14 protein-coding genes are annotated in these 18,847 nt (G+C 44.9%); 7 read left to right on the forward strand and 7 right to left on the reverse strand.

Features of this window, described 5'->3' with window-relative positions; translation table 11 throughout:
• Positions 1-131 precede the first annotated feature (131 nt).
• Complete coding sequence (locus tag AB0763_RS07875) at positions 132-683, forward strand: hypothetical protein (RefSeq protein ID WP_306100512.1); 552 nt, start codon at positions 132-134, stop codon at positions 681-683.
• A gap of 64 nt (positions 684-747) precedes the next feature.
• On the opposite strand, the gene AB0763_RS07880 is transcribed toward AB0763_RS07875, so the two are convergent.
• On the reverse strand, positions 748-1,509 hold the full coding sequence (locus AB0763_RS07880) for a TfoX/Sxy family DNA transformation protein (protein ID WP_306100202.1): 762 nt from the start codon (positions 1,507-1,509) through the stop codon (positions 748-750).
• 283 nt (positions 1,510-1,792) lie between these two features.
• Between AB0763_RS07880 and AB0763_RS07885 the strand changes: the two genes are divergently transcribed.
• From AB0763_RS07885 to AB0763_RS07910, 6 genes are all read left to right on the forward strand, one after another.
• Positions 1,793-2,716, forward strand: a complete 924-nt coding sequence (locus AB0763_RS07885) for an HDOD domain-containing protein (RefSeq protein WP_306100203.1) — start codon at positions 1,793-1,795, stop codon at positions 2,714-2,716.
• Between the two features lie 41 nt (positions 2,717-2,757).
• On the forward strand, positions 2,758-3,672 hold the full coding sequence (locus AB0763_RS07890) for a lysine exporter LysO family protein (RefSeq protein WP_306100204.1): 915 nt from the start codon (positions 2,758-2,760) through the stop codon (positions 3,670-3,672).
• 82 nt (positions 3,673-3,754) lie between these two features.
• Positions 3,755-5,416: a pyridoxal-dependent aspartate 1-decarboxylase PanP gene (gene panP / locus AB0763_RS07895; protein WP_306100206.1), complete on the forward strand. Its 1,662-nt coding sequence runs from the start codon at positions 3,755-3,757 to the stop codon at positions 5,414-5,416.
• A 230-nt stretch (positions 5,417-5,646) separates the two neighbouring features.
• Entirely contained in the window at positions 5,647-6,504 is an 858-nt protein-coding gene (locus AB0763_RS07900) for a MurR/RpiR family transcriptional regulator (RefSeq protein WP_306100207.1), read from the forward strand.
• 125 nt (positions 6,505-6,629) lie between these two features.
• Positions 6,630-6,893 (forward strand): GrxA family glutaredoxin, encoded by a 264-nt coding sequence (locus AB0763_RS07905; RefSeq protein WP_306100209.1) that lies wholly within the window; start codon positions 6,630-6,632, stop codon positions 6,891-6,893.
• 147 nt (positions 6,894-7,040) lie between these two features.
• The gene (locus tag AB0763_RS07910) at positions 7,041-8,723 is read left to right on the forward strand and encodes an aspartate:alanine antiporter (protein WP_306100210.1); all 1,683 of its coding nucleotides are present in this window, start codon (positions 7,041-7,043) and stop codon (positions 8,721-8,723) included.
• A gap of 127 nt (positions 8,724-8,850) precedes the next feature.
• Here the strand turns inward: AB0763_RS07910 and fabV are convergent, their stop codons facing one another.
• The 6 genes from fabV to AB0763_RS07940 all read right to left on the reverse strand — a co-directional run bounded on the left by fabV (position 8,851) and on the right by AB0763_RS07940 (position 18,717).
• Complete coding sequence (gene fabV, locus AB0763_RS07915; protein WP_306100211.1) at positions 8,851-10,053, reverse strand: enoyl-ACP reductase FabV; 1,203 nt, start codon at positions 10,051-10,053, stop codon at positions 8,851-8,853.
• A 172-nt stretch (positions 10,054-10,225) separates the two neighbouring features.
• Complete coding sequence (locus AB0763_RS07920) at positions 10,226-12,508, reverse strand: acyl-CoA dehydrogenase (protein ID WP_306100212.1); 2,283 nt, start codon at positions 12,506-12,508, stop codon at positions 10,226-10,228.
• A gap of 576 nt (positions 12,509-13,084) precedes the next feature.
• The gene (gene nhaA, locus AB0763_RS07925; protein WP_306100213.1) at positions 13,085-14,251 is read right to left on the reverse strand and encodes a Na+/H+ antiporter NhaA; all 1,167 of its coding nucleotides are present in this window, start codon (positions 14,249-14,251) and stop codon (positions 13,085-13,087) included.
• A gap of 251 nt (positions 14,252-14,502) precedes the next feature.
• A complete protein-coding gene (locus AB0763_RS07930; RefSeq protein ID WP_306100214.1) occupies positions 14,503-15,615 on the reverse strand; it encodes a lipocalin-like domain-containing protein in 1,113 nt (370 codons plus the stop codon).
• Positions 15,612-18,065 (reverse strand): ABC transporter permease, encoded by a 2,454-nt coding sequence (locus tag AB0763_RS07935; protein WP_306100215.1) that lies wholly within the window; start codon positions 18,063-18,065, stop codon positions 15,612-15,614. The genes AB0763_RS07930 and AB0763_RS07935 overlap by 4 nt, the downstream gene beginning before the upstream one ends.
• Complete coding sequence (locus AB0763_RS07940; RefSeq protein WP_306100216.1) at positions 18,046-18,717, reverse strand: ABC transporter ATP-binding protein; 672 nt, start codon at positions 18,715-18,717, stop codon at positions 18,046-18,048. The genes AB0763_RS07935 and AB0763_RS07940 overlap by 20 nt, the downstream gene beginning before the upstream one ends.
• Positions 18,718-18,847 lie beyond the last annotated feature (130 nt).

The following is an 18,847-nucleotide window of genomic DNA, read 5'->3' on the forward strand; positions in this document are numbered from 1 at the left end:
TACAGTCAGGCGGTATTATTTTTTGTCTTTGGTAACAAATTATAAAACTATCTCGTTGAAAAGTTGACTGAATACAGTTTATCCTTAGCGATATCTTACATTGATACAATTCGACAAAGGTTTAGCAAATGATGCGTAAAACTCTTTTCGCCGCAGCGCTATTGCTTGGCTCACACCCCTTGATGGCCGCGACTAACAACTACAACGACACTACGGTGATGAGCAATTTCAGCTACGACTATTTCGAAGCTCGAATCGGTGCTAGTCCTGTTACTTTTGGTGGCGCACTAAGCAAATCCGTTCACCCCAACGCGCATTTTCTCGCTCGCTTTGATTCTGAATTTGAAGATGATTTCGACTCATCCTTTGGTTTTGGTTTTCACTCGCCCATTAACAATTGGGCAGATTTAACCGGTGAAATGCTGTTGAGAGTCGTCGAAGAAGAATCGAGCAGTGATACCGACACGGGCATGGAAGTCAACCTTGGTGTGCGCCAATGGCTTGGTCCACAGCTTGAAGTCGGCGGTAAAGTTGGCTATGTCGATATCGATGATGACAATCACGTCATTGGTGGCGCTTATGCCCGCTTCCACTCTACCGAGCTCTTTTCCATCGGTGCGGAAGCAAGAATTAACGATTTTTACGGCAACCAGGTGATGTTTACCACCCGCTTTAAATTTTAATTCTGTGTATCGTACAGGCCTAGAAGCGTTGCTTTAAATCCGCTTTCAAACGCACCATCAAAGCTCAGTTTGTTGGTGCGTTATCATTTTGAGCCAAATCACGCTTTTTAGAGTCCGAGTTCCCTTTGTGGTTTACTTTTTTGACTGACATCGAAGCAGTGATCAGCTTATGTTCCGAAAGGCTGCGCAGGTGTTGAGTATACGTAGGTTCTACCATTATAGGCTTTTGGTTGATCTCTAGGGTCTGACTTACTTCTCTTTCTGCAAGCATCATCCGTAGTTGCTGCTTGTGCTGGTCCGTCAACACTTCCCAACGCACTCCCAGTTCGGCACCGGCTAATCGCCAAAGTATTCTTATCGATAAGTCCTTGCCTAATTTTTTCTTTAAAAAATAAAAAGCATCCACCGCGCCAATTTCAAAAAAAGCTTCTGTGTTCGTGATGGCTATTTTTCTTAACAAACTGGCAAGATGAATATTTAGATTGGGTAAGGCATGTAACTTTTGCTCAATTATTGCACTTCGTTGTAGGTTAGCCTGTTCAATAATTAATTGTATGACTTCAACATAGCGAGTCGGCTGCTGTGAAAAGTCTTCTGCTAATAAAAACAGTTCATCTAAATAACAGTGAAACTCGTTGTGTGACTTCAATCCAAATTCATTGATTTTATCCTGGCTCAAGCCTTTCGTTTGTAAAAACAATTGGCCATTTTTTTCTATTGCAATGAGAATCTTACCGTGAATAAAACTCATCAGACCAAAAAAACTATGCACTTTGACATCGATAGAATGTGAATTTAATATATCTCGGTAGTACTCAATGATCATACAGACTATTCCTCTACTAACTCAAAAGACGGCCAGGCTGTTAAAAGGACGTAAATTGCCTTAAAAGAGCATAACGATGAATGAGAGCAAGTTAATTGCTGTTACCAATTAACTCTAAGAAATAATTCGTCATATGTCAGGTTAATAAAAGAATAAGTGACAAAGTTTATGTATTTATCTTGAGTTCCTTCACATTTATTTAACAAAGTAACAATTAATAATCTAGGTGACTGGGTTTTCTTTTTTTCATAATTACGTGTCATTCATTAATAAGTGAGTTTTCATGGAGCACCTTTCGTTTTACTGGCGTCCCGACAACAAACAATGGATTTTAGAATCATTAAAGCAAGAGTTTGCTGAAATGATTGATCTCGCCATTGCAGCAGGTCATGTCTCTTTGCCACCTTTACCTGATGTCGTACTGCAGATTCAACAATTGTGTTTAGAGCCAGAAGTCGATGTTGATCAGATCCGTATTTTGTTAATGTCTGAACCCAGTCTTGCCGCCTCCTTGATCAGGATAGCCAATTCGGTCATGTTCAATCGTCGCGGTATTGAGTGTCACGATCTGCGAGTGGCGATCAATCGACTGGGTATCTTACGCGTTAGAGACATCATTACGGCGCAAGCCATCGAACAATTAAAAACGTCTTCTCGATTTGAGCCATGCTGCCAACAGACGTTAGAACAAAGTGCCAAAGCATCCAAACAACTCGGGGCGACCATGGCATTAGTCGTCGAGCAATATCAAGCTTCGGACAAGGCTCGTTTCCATTATTTCAACAAAGAGAAAGCGTTTTTAACCGGTTTGTTAGCCGATATTGGTTTGTACAGTTTGGTTCGCGAATACCATGTGTATTTAGCGCGCGGAAATTACCTTGCGGTGGAGTTGGCAATGGCCTTGTTTGAACATCGCTGTGGTAATTTTAGCCAAAACGTACTGTCGTGTTGGGGCTTTGATCAAGATTACCTCGATGTAGCTTCAAATGAAGGTCAGCAACTCGATACCAATCATGTCAGTTATCTAGACATAGCGCGTATTGCTTATTATTTGCTGTTATTTCGACGTCAAGACGACAGCGGACTGGAAGACTACCAGGTTGAGTTTGATACCACGGGTGCCCAAATACTGTACCAATTGTCTAACTTAAATGAGCGTGAATTTGAGCAGCGGCTCGATGCGGTGCTCAAAAGTAGCGGTCTATAATCTCCCCCACTGCCCTTGTATTCGAGTAAGAAGTCCGATTTATGTATTCCAGCATGTTGTTTATCTTTATTCCTTTGGTGGTGGGTTACCTCCTCACGTTCAAGGATCCGAAATGGCGAGCAAGAGCCGGTAAAGCCACGCAATGGCTTATTTATGTCATCTTGTTTTTAATGGGGATCAGCATTACTTCGGTTGATAATCTTGCCGCGAACACCTCAGCCATGTTGACCTATAGCCTCGGTTACTTTTTGGTTATCGGGGGGTGTAATTTGGCCTTTCTGCCTGTCGTTGACCGCTTTTGGCCAGTCACTCTCGAAGAAAAGCGCTATCGTCCCCCGCTGATTAAAATGGCAATGAGCTCGATAAAACTCATCAGCGTCGTCGCGCTAGGCGGCCTCATTGGTATTGTCATGAACTTGCCGACTGACGCTGTTGATAGCGCCAGTGAGTTTTGCCTCTATGCTCTGCTGTTTTTTATCGGTTACGATCTCAGGCACAGCGGCCTTTCACTCCAGCAGATACTGCTCAATAAACAGGGCATGCTGCTCAGTGCAATTATTGTCCTGTCGTCCATGTTGGCTGGAGTACTGATGACCCTCTTTACCGATGTGCCTTTGTTTCAAAGTTTGGCCATGGCCTCTGGTTTTGGCTGGTATTCACTCTCGGGTATTCTTATCGGTGATGCTTACGGACCAGTGTTTGGTGGTGCCTCGTTTATTTTAGAGTTGCTCAGGGAGTTGGCGGCGATTTTGATTATTCCGGTGTTTATTTATCGCTACCCCTCTACTGTAATTGGCTATGCTGGGGCCACCGCAATGGACTTTACTTTGCCTATCATACAAAGCTCTGGTGGGGTGCGCTGCGTTCCTATTGCGATTGTCAGTGGCTTTATTTTAAGTGTATTAGTACCAGTATTGATGTTGTTCTTTATATCTCTTTCTCAAGGATTAGCGTGAACAACAAGTTGTAATTTTCGCGAGACAAGAGCGACGTTTTAGTTTATTTTGTTTCGCCATTAGCTCAATTAGAATGATAATTATGGTGACAGAACACAAACCTGTGCGAGTGGATTTTGACAGTCTTGTACGTATTTTCACTGTCCCAGAAGGGGAAACATCGACGTTAACGCAAATTGAGCGTCGTCTATCTAATAACCTTGACCAATTTCTCAACGATCATATCGTTGCTCATGAAAAGCCGTTAGTTGAGATTGAAAAGCACTTCGCTTCGACTCAGATCCCAGAGCAAGCCCAGTTAGTTTCTGATCATACTCAGCATTTACTCGACAACTTGGTCGCACATTCGGTTCACACGGCATCGCCGCGATTCATCGGTCATATGACGTCAGCGTTGCCTTATTTTTTGATGCCGCTGTCTAAAATCATGATTGCGCTTAATCAAAATACCGTCAAGATTGAGACCTCGAAAGCTTTTACTCCGCTTGAGCGGCAAGTCATTGGCATGTTACATCGCCTTGCCTATCAACGCGATGAGAATTTTTATACGCCATTCCTTCACAGTGCCAAACACTCTCTGGGCGTCTTTTGCTCTGGAGGCACTGTCGCCAACCTCACTGCCCTCTGGGTTGCGAGAAACAATGCATTTCCCGCTGATGGTGAGCAATTTCAGGGTATTGAACGCGATGGTGCCGTCGCTGCACTGCGCCATTATGGTTATCAAGACATGGCGATATTGGTCTCTGAACGCGGCCATTATTCACTCGCCAAAGCCGCAGACATCTTGGGGATTGGCCAACGTAATTTGATCAAGATAAAAACCGATCACAACAACAAATTGTCACTCAGTGATTTACAAATTACCCTAGCAGACTGCCAGGCCAAAAATATCAAAGTCCTTGCCGTTGTCGGTATTGCCGGAACGACAGAAACCGGCACGGTCGATCCGCTCAATGACATCGCCACATTATGTCAACAATACCAATGTCATTTTCACGTCGATGCCGCATGGGGCGGGGCTACGTTAATGTCCAACCAATATCGCTATTTACTTGACGGCATTGAACACGCAGACTCGATAACCATCGATGCCCACAAGCAGTTGTACATCCCGATGGGCGCTGGCATGGTCTTATTTAAAACACCGGAACTGGCCCAGTCGATTGAGCATCACGCGCAATACATTTTACGCGATGGTTCAAAAGACCTAGGCGCCCATACGTTAGAAGGTTCACGCTCAGGCATTGCCATGCTACTTTATGCCGCCATGCACATTATCAGTCGCCCCGGCTATGAACTCTTAATCAATCAAAGTATTGAAAAAGCGCGTCGCTTTGCCGAAATGATTGAGGCTCATTGTGACTTTGAGCTTACCTCGAAGCCTGAATTGTGTTTGTTGACCTACCGTTACGCGCCGCAAGTGTTGCAACGAGCAATGAAGCATGCCGACTTCGCAACAAAAGAGAAAATTAACTGTATTCTTAATGAGTTAACCAAACAAATACAAAAAGCCCAACGCGAAAACGGAAACTCGTTCGTGTCAAGAACCCAGCTCAACTTGGAACGCTATCAAGGGCAAGATATTGTCGTATTTCGCGTCGTGCTGGCCAACCCACTGACCACCAATGAAATTCTTAGCGCGATTCTCGATGAACAAGTGAACTTAGCCAATACCTTTTGCGCTTTACTCGCCCCCTTGCGTGAACAAGCACAGTCAATCCTTGATTCCAAGGCCAGTAGCTAATGGAACACAGCGTGTGCTCATGCCAGCACATGCTGATTAAATCTGCGTTTTTATTCACTTTTTTGTTTGAGGCGAGTCAAATTCTACAAATTTTGTCTGGTGAATACGTTTCGTCATTGCTTAAAATCAGTTTATAATCAAGCAACTTTATTGTCACTCGTCGTGGTATAAGTGGTGTTCACTTAACCGTACTGCGTATCTCTCATCTTTTTTACTGAACCGCACACATTATGAATACATTAGATAAAATTCAGAAAAATTTAGACAACTTCAGTAAGTCTGAACGCAAAGTCGCAGAAGTGATCATGGCTTCACCACAAACCGCCATCCATTCCAGTATTGCTACGTTGGCAAAAATGGCTGATGTCAGCGAACCGACCGTCAACCGCTTTTGTCGCCGTTTAGATACCAAGGGGTTTCCTGATTTTAAACTCCACCTCGCACAGAGCCTTGCCAATGGCACACCTTATGTCAACCGCAATGTCGAAGAGGACGACGGTCCAGACGCTTACACACAGAAAATTTTTGAATCGACGATGGCCTGTCTTGACGTGGCAAAAAACACCCTCGACCCAACGCAAATCAACCGCGCCGTCGATTTGTTAACTCAGGCCAAGCGCATTTCATTTTTTGGTTTGGGTGCCTCGTCAACCGTTGCCAAAGACGCGCAAAACAAATTTATGCGCTTTAATATTCCGATCACCTACTTTGACGATGTCGTGATGCAACGTATGAGTTGTATTAACTGCACCGAAAACGATGTGGTGGTATTAATTTCCCACACCGGAAGAACCAAAAGCCAGGTAGAATTAGCACTGCTAGCACGAGAAAACGGCGCGACCGTGATTGCCATTACCGCGAAAGAGTCGCCGTTAGATCACGCCAGTTCCATCTCGATTCGCTTAGACGTACCTGAAGACACCGACGTCTACATGCCAATGGCCAGCCGCATTGTACAAATGACCGTTATCGACGTCCTAGCGACTGGTTTTACACTGCGTCGCGGCAATGGATTTCGCAACAATCTCAAACGTGTCAAAGAGGCGCTGCAAGACTCCCGTTACAACAAACTCGCCCCTAATAGCTAATTCACGTTTTTGGGAGTGTAAAACCATCGCCAATAGATTCTGTCTATGCAATTAACAGGTATTGCACTCTTTATTTCCCCGGTTGAATAAGGCATAGTGTCGACATAATTTCGAAGGAGATAACTATGTTTGCAGTCATTTTTGGCCGTCCTGCTTGCCCTTATTGTGTTCGTGCGAAAGAACACGCTGAAACCCTGAAAGCAAAACGCGATGATTTTAACTACCGCTATGTCGACATTCAGGCTGAAGGCATCACCAAACAAGATCTTGAAAAAACCGTTGGTAAACCCGTTCACACTGTGCCACAAATTTTCATTGATCAAGACCACATCGGTGGTTGTGATGAATTCGAAGCTTATGCTAAAGCGAATTTAGGTTTATTCGATTAAACACCATTTAAAAAGTCCACCCGTCGGTGGGCTTTTTTTTTGTCTATTTTGCTTTATGACAAAAAATTCACTTATCAATTGCGATAATTCAGCTACAATTAATTCAGATTTCAAACCTATTTTACCCATCCACATTAGAATCTTACAGTGAACATAGACGTCGTACTTTTGCTACAAGAAAACCCCATCCTACTCATTTTTTGTGTCCTGGCGATTGGCCTCTCAATTGGAAAAATTCGCTTTGGCAACTTTCAACTCGGAAATTCGATTGGCGTTCTCATGACCTCACTGGTTATGGGCCATCTCGGTTTTTCTTTCAGCTCTGAGACCCTGATCATCGGCTTTATGCTGTTTATCTATTGTGTGGGGATTGAAGCGGGCCCTAACTTTTTCGGTATTTTCTTTCGCGACGGCAAACACTACCTTATTTTGAGTATGACGGTTTTGGTCACAGCAATCGCCATTACTTATGTTTGCACTCAGTATTTGCACATCGATTTTGGCCTTTCTGCGGGCATGATGGCGGGGGCCTTAACCTCAACTCCGGTCTTGGTTGGCGCACAAGATGCCATCAACTCAGGCCTATCAGAGATCCCTCGTGATATGACTTTTGATATCGTGATGGAGAACTTATCCGTAGGTTACGCAATGTCTTATTTGGTCGGTCTGATCAGTATGATCGTGTTTGCCAAACTGCTGCCCAAATTTCAAAAGCAAAATTTATCTGACTCAGCACAACAAATTGCCCGAGAGCGTGGCCTTGGTTCAAGTAGCCAACGAAAAGTGTATTTGCCGATCATTCGCGCTTACCGCGTTGGGACCGAATTGATTGATTGGACCGATGGCAAAAACCTCCGCGAATTAGGTATTTACCGTCAAACTGGGTGTTATATCGAACGCATTCGTCGCAATGGCATCCTGGCACGACCCGATGGCGATGCCATTTTGCAAGAAGGGGATGAAATTGCCTTGGTGGGTTTTCCCGATAGCCATGCTCGTCTTGACCCACGTTTTCGCAACGGTAAAGAAGTGTTTGACCGCAACCTACTCGACTTACGCGTTGTCGAAGAAGAAATCGTGGTCAAAAGCGACTCTATGGTTGGTAAGCGCTTAGCGGACTTAAATTTATCTGAATACGGTTGTTTTCTCAATCGAGTCGTAAGGGCACAAATCGAAATGCCGATGGATCTCGATATTGTTCTCGCGAAAGGCGATGTTTTACAAGTCAGTGGAGAAAAGAGTCGCGTACATGGTCTTGCACGCAAAATCGGCTTTATCTCCATTCACAGTCAAATGGCCGACTTGCTGGCTTTTTGCAGTTTTTTCATTATGGGTATTTTGCTGGGTCTAATTACCATGACCTTTGGTCAAGTCTCTTTCAGCTTAGGCAATGCAGTCGGACTGTTGCTTTCCGGTATTACTTTGGGCTTCTTAAGAGCTAACCACCCTACTTTTGGCTATGTCCCTCAGGGCGCTTTAAACATCATAAAAGATCTTGGTTTAATGGTTTTTATGGTGGGTATCGGTTTAAGTGCCGGTGGCAAAATGTTTGCTCACCTGGCGCAAGTCGGTCCGACTATTTTTGCCGTCGCGTTTTTAATCAGTGTTATCCCAGTGGTGTTGGCTTATTTAGTCGGTGCGCATATTCTTAAAATGAATCGCGCCTTATTGCTTGGCGCGGTAATTGGAGCAAGGACTTGCGCGCCCGCTATGGACATTGTTAACGATTATGCTAAATCAGCCATTCCTGCCCTTGGTTATGCCGGCACCTATGCCATTGCCAATATTCTCATGACCTTAGCTGGCACTATACTGGTCATTCTTACTTAATATCTACTGCTCTACTGCCCTGGTTAACAAAATGCGTAATCAGGGCAGTATTAAGTCGATGACATTATGGTTTATCAGAATAAAAAAATGGCCTCAAATGAGGCCATTAATGTATGGAGATAACCCTTTACAGGTTAACAAAGTCAGCGTCAACGACCGGGCTAACGTCTGCCTCATAATCGACACCGTCAACACCAAAGCCAAACAGTTTCAAGAACTCTTCTTTGTACTCAACGTAATCGGTTAACTCTTTTAGGTTATCAGACGTAATTTGAGGCCACAGAGCTTGGCAGTGTTGCTGAATGTCATCACGCAGCTCCCAATCATCAAGGCGCAAGCGATTCGCTTCATCCACTTCGGGTGCAGAGCCATCTTCTTTGTACATGCGTGCGTTAAACAAACGGTTAATTTGTTCGATACAGCCTTCGTGTACCCCTTCTTCACGCATTTTCTTAAACACCATCGCGATGTATAAAGGCATAACTGGGATCGCTGAACTCGCCTGTGTGACGACAGATTTCAGTACCGCAACATTGGCACTGCCCTGTTTGTCAGCCAATTTTTGATTGAGCGCTGTGGCTGCACGATCAAGGTCCATTTTCGCTTTACCTAATGCCCCATCCCAATAGATTGGCCAAGTAAGCTCCGTGCCGATGTAGCTGTAAGCAACCGTTCGACAGCCAGGTGCTAATACACCGGCTTGGTCAAGCGCGTCCATCCACAGTTCCCAATCTTGGCCACCCATTACGGTTACAGTATCGGCAATCTCTTGTTCTGTTGCTGGCTCAACACTGGCTTCAATGATGACATCTTTATTGGTATCGACAGCAGTAGAGGTGTAGGTTTCGCCAATCGGCTTAAGAGAGGAGCGTACGAGCTCGCCGGTTTCAGGCATTTTTCTCACCGGTGACGCCAAAGAGTAGACCACTAAATCAATTTGACCTAGGTCTTCTTGAATTAACTCAATGGCTTTTTGCTTAGCTTGATGAGAAAACGCATCGCCATTAATACTTTTCGCGTACAAGCCTTCTTGATGCGCAAATTGCTCAAATGCCGCCGCGTTGTAGAAACCTGCCGTACCTGTTTTTTTCTCTGTTCCTTCTTTTTCGAAGAAAACACCGATGGTTGAGGCACCACCACCAAAAGCCGCTGTGATACGAGAAGACAAACCGTAACCACTAGACGCCCCGACAACCAACACGCGTTTTGGTGCATTGGCAATTGGCCCTTGAGACTTCGTATACTCAATTTGTTCTTTAACATTGGCTGCACAACCTACTGGGTGTGTCGTTGTACAGATAAATCCACGAATTTTAGGTTTGATGATCATATTCAACTTCCTTTAATAAACCTGATAAGGATAAGGGGTTCATCATAAGATCTCACCCTATTTATGAAAAAAAAAGCTTTTTTTCTAAGTGGTTGGATCTCTGAAGGAAGTAAAGCAGACAAGTTGGTGATAATTTAAACGGGTGTGGCACAACGACCACACCCTTTAGGAACTAAGCCACATCGTTCAAGGTTGGATTTTTTGGTTTGCCATGGGTTCTGATTTCACTAAAGTCATGACTAAAATGATCCACTTGAATCGCTTGTTGCCGCAGTGCCTCAGCCTTTTCAATCGCCTCCACTTCATCGGCATTAAACACACCAAGTTTGAGTGCGAGTTCGAGCTTTTCTGCCAAGCTTATTTTGTTGGGGATGTCTCCTTGTTTGATCGCGGTATGCAATTTTTTCTCTAATGGCTCAACGGCTTTTAAAGCGATAAAACTGCGCTCCATTAAGCCAACGCCTTGATCATTTAAGTTGACGTAACACAAATGGGTTAATCTATCGCGTTGTTCGCCCGGCTGGGACACCAAACGCGCGATACAACTCACTAATCCATCACTGGGCGCTTTACAATGATTGCCCAGTGGGAAGGTCAGGTGTTTAAGCAATTTGCCTGTGCCTTTTTTCGGGAAATTCCGATACGCTTCATTGAGGGCATGGCTGGCATTGTGTAAACAATGTTGGACCGCAAAATCGAGCAAAGGCCGGTCTTCAACGTAGGCGCCCTCATCTTGGTATTTTTTCAAACACGCCGTCGCCATAAACAAATAACTCAAGGTATCACCTAAGCGCGCTGATGTGGCTTCTTTGCGCTTCAAGTCACCACCTAGGGTCAACATAGAAACGTCGGCAGCAATGCTAAGTGCTTGGCTCAAACGCTTGATGTGTTGATAATATCGCTTCACCTCACCGCGGCACTCAACCTTGGCAAAACGCGAAGCCGTTAGCGCGTTTAAACAGCTCAACAGTGCATTCTTACTCGCATGACCTATATGTTTAAATAATAATTGATCAAAGGCTTGACTGGCTTGCTCTGTATCTGGGTTGGCTGCAGCTTCCATTTCTTTGAGAACATAAGGGTGGCAACGGGTCGCCCCTTGACCAAAAATCATCAAGTTACGGGTTAAAATATTGGCCCCTTCAACCGTGATGGCGACTGGAATACCAATATAATGGGTGGCGAGGTAGTTCATTGGTCCATCTTGGATCGCACGACCGGCGTGAATATCCATAGCATCATTGAGTATTTCTCGGCCAATTTCGGTCATGTGATACTTGGCAATCGCTGTGACAATCCCAGGCTTTTCGCCCATATCTAAAGCCGTTGTGGTGAATGTTCGCGTCGCTTCCAATAGGTAGGTCAAGCCCGCCATTTTCCCCAACACTTGTTCAACCCCTTCAAATTGACCTATCGGCATGCCAAATTGTTTACGGACATAGCCGTATGCAGGCGTGGTACGCGTCGTTAAGTGACCAATCGCTGCGCCAATCGCCGGCAGTGAAATGCCACGGCCTGCCGAAAGACACTCGACCAACATTCGCCACCCCTTACCCGCGTACTCTTGCCCCCCAATCAACCAATCCATAGGGATGAAGACATTTTCTCCTCGTGTCGGCCCATTCATGAATGCCAATCCGAGCGGGTCGTGACGCTCACCAATCTCAACACCGTCATGAGAGGTCGGTATCAAAGCACAGGTGATGCCAAGCGATGTTTTGTCACCAAGCAAGTGTTGTGGATCACTTAATTTAAACGCCAACCCTAGTACAGTGGCCACTGGGGCTAACGTGATGTAGCGTTTATTCCAGTTGAGATTGATACCTAGCGTTTTTTTCCCTTGGTAAGTGCCATAACACACTTCACCGCTATCAAGTATGCCTCCAGCATCGGAGCCCGCTTCGGGGCCAGTTAAGGCAAAACACGGGATGTCTTGACCGTCTGCCAGCCTAGGTAGCCAATAATTTTTTTGCTCTTCTGTGCCATAGTGCGTCAACAATTCTCCTGGGCCTAAAGAGTTTGGCACCATCACAGTGACCGCAGCACTGATACTCTTAGTCGCAATAGTGGAAACTATCGTCGAATTAGCCAGTGCTGAGAAGGCTCTGCCCCCATATTCTTTTGGTATGATGAGTGAAAAGAATCGCTCTTGTTTGAGGTATTGCCACACCGCCTCTGGTAAATTGCGGTCGTGTTTAATGATCTGATGATCATCGAGCATATCCATCAACGTCGGTAATTGATTTTCGATAAACTGCTTTTCTTCTTCACTTAGTGTCGGCTTGGGGTAATTGTGTAACTTGCTAAAGTCTGGTTGGCCACTGAATAACTCTCCTTCCCACCAGACACTGCCCGCCTCCATTGCTTCTCGTTCAGTGGTAGATAGAGCTGGTAACGTTTTTTTAAACCATGTTAGCGCGGGATCACTTACCCACTTTTTGCGTAGAGAGTTCATGATGTATTCCTTCTATTTCACGTCGGGTGCCGAATATCACTGATTCAGTCTTTTTAAATTCATTGCCCCAGCCCTTTGTTGAAAACCCTGTAATACAAGCCATAAAAGCCGATAGATTCGTTTACTTGTACTTTTTGTATTGACTGCAATTTTCACTTTTTAAAATAGAGCAAACTGTCTGTTTTTTAGGGCAATGGTATTAGTCATCTATCTCGCTGTTTGAGAGCTCTGTCCGATTTGACAAGATTTCATTACAACGATGTGTTGTTCTACACCGTTAAATTAACACCAACAAAAAAAATAACAAATTGTTAACATCACACTTTTGAAAACAGGTCGGACCAAAAAGCGAGGTATAGATCACACAAAAATACAAAAGTAAAGACAGTGAAAAAAGAATGGAATTTAAGGGAACTTCATTGTGAAAGGAGAGTCATAAGTAAGGTAACAACGAGTAACTGGAGAGGTTTCTCTTAGCCGTCAAACGCTTTCCAGTTCGTGTTGCTGCTTTTTCTTATAACTCCTATGTTTGTATCCAGCCCAGAGCCTACTTGCTCTGGGCTTTTTTTATTTTCGCTAAGGCTGGGATTTTATCGCTTGGGTGGACGCTTTGGGCAAAATGGCATTGAGTAGCCCATAACCAATTAGCGCCGATGTGGTAGAGCCAATCAAAATACCCAGGCGTGCTAAGGTATCAAACTCGCGATTGGCATCGCCAAAGGCCAGCGATGATATGAATATCGACATAGTAAAGCCAATACCGCATAACACGGACACAGCAAAAATGTGTTTAAAGTTGATTCCCTCTGGCAATTTAGCCCAGCCGAGCTTCACGGATAACAAACTGAAAGTGAAAATACCCAGTGGTTTGCCCACTAACAAGCCTAATGCAACCCCTAACGGTACCATAGACACTAAGTTATCAAACGATACCCCCTGAAGAGCGATACCAGCATTGGCAAAGGCGAATAGAGGCAAAATACCAAAGTTGACGTAGTTCTCTAATCCGTGCTCTAAGGTTTTCAGTGGCGAAGATTGCTTTTCTTTGCCTTTTAATGGAATAGCAAAACCAATCACTACCCCAGCCAGAGTGGCGTGCACGCCAGATTTCAACACCGCCAACCATAAAATTGTGCCGACGACCAAGTAAGCGCTTAACTTGGTGACATTTTTGTAATTCATGTAGAACAGCAACAAGGTCATAGCAAAGCCAATTGCTAACGCCAACGTCGATAAGTCGCTGCTGTAAAACAGCGCGATAATCACGATCACACCTAGGTCATCAATGATCGCCAATGCCAACAAAAACACTTTGAGTGCGACAGGGACGCGGTTGCCCAAAATGGCCATCACGCCGAGAGCAAATGCGATATCCGTTGCCGCTGGAATCGCCCATCCTTGAATCGCTTCAGGGGTTTGCTGGTTAAAAAAGACATAAACCAGAGCTGGCGCTAACATGCCGCCAATCGCGGCAATTGCGGGAAATAGTGCGGTTTCTTTTGACTTTAATGCCCCTTCTATCAATTCTCTTTTGACTTCTAAACCAATCAACAAGAAAAAGATTGCCATTAAACCGTCGTTAATCCAGTGAGAAATCGACAAACCGAACACATAGGTATGTAAAGAGGAATCGTATAGTGAGGCCAAAGGAGAGTTGGCCACGATCATAGCCAATACGGCAGACAGAACCAATAGAATACCGCCAGCGGATTCCATTTTAAAAAATTGACGAAGTTTATCCATTACCAGTGATCCTTATCAGTGTAACGAGACATAAATAACACAAGGGCTCAGTGTATCCCTTGATTGAGTTTCGGAAAAATCGATTGTTTAGATATAACCTTTCGCAAAAACCGAAACGTCATCCATGTTTGATTGATTTTATCGTCGTCATTGCGTTAGGTTATTTCGCGTGAATCACTCACTTATTACTTAGATTAAGTGGGTTAAATTCACGAAACTGTAGACAGTATAGCAAAGCTGACTTTTCAGACTTATTTGGAGAGGATTTGAAAAAAGCCCGAACCGCCTTGTGTGCCATAGGCATAAACTTGCCCTTGCCACATAGTACTTTGCTCCGCTACCTTATCACCGAGTTGCACAGGTTGAGTTGTAAGGTAAATACTGTATTTGGGAATACTCAACTTCCATTTCAGCGACTTATGAGTGTGTTCGGTTATCTCATCGCTTGCAACGGGATCAAGTGATACTTCGTTAGGCGTCAAATAGTCAACATTTCCGTCTGCATCGACCAAACTGGCGGTCGTCGTCGGTAGCTGTTGATCATTGTGATAACGCCAAACGGATAAGTAGCGATCGTCATCGAGTCGCAAGCGCAACCACTGCCAATCTTGATCGGCCAAATGATACAGTTGCGAGCCCCAAACGTGATCAACCCAAGCTCGCCCACTCACGGGTACTGGAACACCGTCTAACGTGATGACACCAGAAATCTGATTTCTGGGCGCAGAAAGATTGTAAAACCAAGCATCTGGTCTACTTTTGATTCGCCATAAGCCATTTTGGCCGAACTTAAGCCAACCTGGCGTTTGTTGTTCAATATCGAGATTCACGGCAAAGTCGCTACCGCGTACCTTGAGCTTAGCGGCGTTGCTGTCGCGGTAAGTATTTAGTTGCCAATCATCAATCCACAATTTCATTGGCCTCGATGAGGTCCCAGCTTGGCCAAAGCCACCACGCGCAATGCGACTGGCCATCCAGGATTTTTGCAAAGAAACCATCGTCGCTTGTGCGTAGTAACGCTGTTCATTTTGCCAACCTGTGTGCGCTGGAGTGGCCAGGTTTACTTGCAGAAATTGCCATTGGAAACGATAGCTGTGCCCCTGTTTATCATTCAACACCGCGTACATTTGCCAGATCTCGTTGGCACTGCTTTGATGAAAGGCCAGGTCGTTTGGTAAAGTCAGCCCCTCAGGCGCATTACCGGGCCGGTCAGGGGCTCGAACGCTGAGCTCTGGCAATTGCGGATTGTGTCTTTGTTCTTGCCGCAAATGAGTAAAGTAACCAACAATAATCACCAGCCAACAAATGACTAATCCGATCACCAACCATTTTAATGGTACGGACAGCAGTGCGTTTTTACTCATACCGCTCTCCTCAACGCTGTGATGGCGCTTTTATGAATCAAACGCCATACTGGTAATGCCCCTGCAAACATCATGGCACACATTGCCCAGACAATGGTTTTTGCGTATTGCCATGGCAAAAGTTGCCAATCGATAGACCAACCGAACGAATGCTGTAATAAAATATCCACAATCATGTACGAAATACCAATACCCAGTGGTACAGCAACCAAGGCACTGATCAAAGCAAATAACACCAATTGACCACCACCCAGTATGATTAGCTCTTTTCCCGTCACTCCTAAGCAGCGCAACAATGCCGTTTGCCTTTGCCGAGCGACTTCACCTGACAAAGTGGCAAAGAACAAGCCCATAACAGCAATGACCAATGTAATGTGGCACAAGGCATCCGCAATAAAAAAGGTGCGGTCAAACAATCCCATCGCCCTTTGGTGCAACCTACCACTGTCATAGATATTTTCACTGTTGATATGAAAGGTTTGCTCTAGCCCCTGTTTAACCGAATGAATTTGCTCGGGGTTGTACAATTGCACCCCAATACTGACACTGCCAGCGCGCTCAAAATAATTTGTCCAGTTGCTCTGTGACAACATCAATTGATTGTAAGGGTTGCCATAATCGTAGTACACCCCAACCACCAGCCATTCACTGCCAAGCGGTGAGACGAGATCGAGCCGGTCTCCTGGCGAAATATTGTATTTTAACGCCATCGATTCACTGACCATCAAACTGCGTGAGTGATGTAATAAATACCAATAATTGTTGACCGATGATTTCACGGTCAAGGCATTAAATTCCGAAATCGTCTCTCCAGTGCTCACCACTTGAAGTTGTCCACGTGCGGTGTGTAACTCCGTTTGCCAACGCCAATTAAGCTGATCAACTTGGGGTTGTTTGAGTAGCCATTGTTCGATCTTAGTCGTGTTTTGGTGGGTAGGTGACAAGTACAAATCCGCCGCCAATCGCTGAGATAACCATTTATCCGTGGTATCGCGAAAGCTACCCACCATGGTCTCGACGCCAATATTGGCGGCCAGTGCTAACAAAAACGCCATTAATGCAATACCGCGATAGCTCATGCTAGAAGCGGCATCGGAGAAAAACCAACGCCAAACAACGGAAGGTACAGACTTCGCCAAACCGCGAAAACACTTCCAGAGTAGATAAGGCGTCATCAAAGCCACGCTTAACAAAGTAAACACAATGATTAAAAAACCAGCCTCTAAGCTTTTTGGCAATAGGAGCATCATCCAAGCAAGCAAAGCAAAAACGATCGCGGCCCACGCTTGCCAAAACAATTCTCGCCCCGATGAGCGCAAACTCGACAAGCGCATGCTCAGTTGAATGGGTTGACTGCGGTGCAAGCGGATTAAAGGCCAGAAACAAGCCGCCAAGGTACCAGAAAAAGTCAACAATAAACTAAAGGCCGCTGCGGACCAACTCATCGAAATGGTTAGACCCACATTGGCGCCATAGAGATCGTTTAAGCTGGTTGCCACTTTGTAAATCAACTGATTAGCCAGCAATAATCCCAACCCATTACCGGCAATCCAAGCAAAACTTATCATCAGAGTCAGCTCAATTAATATCGCTTGTACCACCTGTTTGCCTGTGACTCCTAATTGTCTCAAGTTGCCGATAAGGGGCAAACGTTGAACAAAGGTCATCGACATCGCCTGATAAAAGATAAACAAGCCCACCAAAAAGGCCAACAACCCCATCGCGGTGAGGTTCATATGAAATGCTTTGGTGAGAGAAGACAATTCTTGACGATTGTTTTTAATCACCTTTAAACCATCGGGGAGAAACGACTTTAACTCTGCCATTTGACTGGTAGACAAAGTTTGGCAAGCGATACGAGAAAAACCGGAAATGGTTTGAAATTGACGTAACACCCGCATATCCGCCAGCATGTTACTGCCTGATAACACTTTGTTTTGATCGATTTTGATCGGTCCAATCTGACTGCCATCTTGCATAACAACCATTTGACCATTGACCCAACCTTGTGTTTCGGCCAAATCATTTCCAACTAACACCGGGTAAGGAAACTCACTCAGCTCAAGATTGTTTAATGCTTGCTCCGAACCACTAGGGTATAAGGCCAACATTGCCACAGGATCAAAACCAATCACATTGACGTTGATACCACTTGACGCACTAAAACGCCTAACATCAAAAGGGTAACATTGGGTGAATCCGGCTTGGCGCAACTGGATATAAAAACCTTGCGGTACTTTAAAAGCAGCGTGCTTGGTTTGAATGCGGTAGGGAAAAGGATTGGTAAAAATTTTACCGCTGTAACTGTAACTTTGTTTAGCATGCTGGTTAATGGTTGTCACCCCGACGAGTAGAGAAACGCCTAAGGTCAACCCCAATAGAACCAGCAGCATTTGCAAAGGGTGTCGACGATAATGACCTAATAGCGCCTTAACTACTGGCCACAACATGCAATTGTCCCCCTTGTAAACGAATTTTCCCCGAGGTGTGTTGAGCAACTTGTTCACTATGAGTGACAATTAACAAAGTGGCATCGAGCTCTTTGGATAACGAGGTCAATAAACGCATCACAGCTTCTGCATTGCGCTCATCTAAACTCCCAGTCGGCTCATCAGCCAAGATAAGCTTGGGTTGCATGTAAAGCGCTCTGGCAATCGCCGCTCTTTGTTGCTGGCCACCGGAAAGCTCTTCAGGATAACGGTTGACTAATGAGAGTAAATCAAGGGCCGAGAGAATAAGACGCCATAGTTCGGCGTCTTCATCAAGCCCTTTCAGTTGACGACTAAAACGAATGTTATCGGCAATGTTCAGGGTAGGCAGTAGATTAAACTGTTGAAAAACGTGGCCAATGTGGTTACGACGAAATTCGGTGCGCTCTTTTTCACTGGCGCTGTGCATCAAAAAGCCAGAAAATTCGATCAAGCCACTGTCGGCAATATCAACGCCTGAAATAAGGTTGAGTAAGGTGCTTTTTCCTGCCCCACTCTCCCCCATCAATGCCAATTGTTCGCCGCGAGCCAAAGTCAATTGTGCTCCTTGTAAAACAGGGTGAAATTCATCCCCGTCCACATAGCCTTTGCTTATATTTTTTAATGACAGCATCAATCAACCATATACTTCTCAGTTTGAGTATAAGAATCTACACTAAATGTGATCAATCTTAAAGATATGATCGCCGTTTAAGTGAGTAAACTTTATTATCATTAACGACTTAGCCTGTTTTAGTGCCAGA

Origin of the sequence: Vibrio sp. HB236076, assembly GCF_040957575.1 — a bacterium.
Lineage (GTDB): Bacteria > Pseudomonadota > Gammaproteobacteria > Enterobacterales > Vibrionaceae > Vibrio.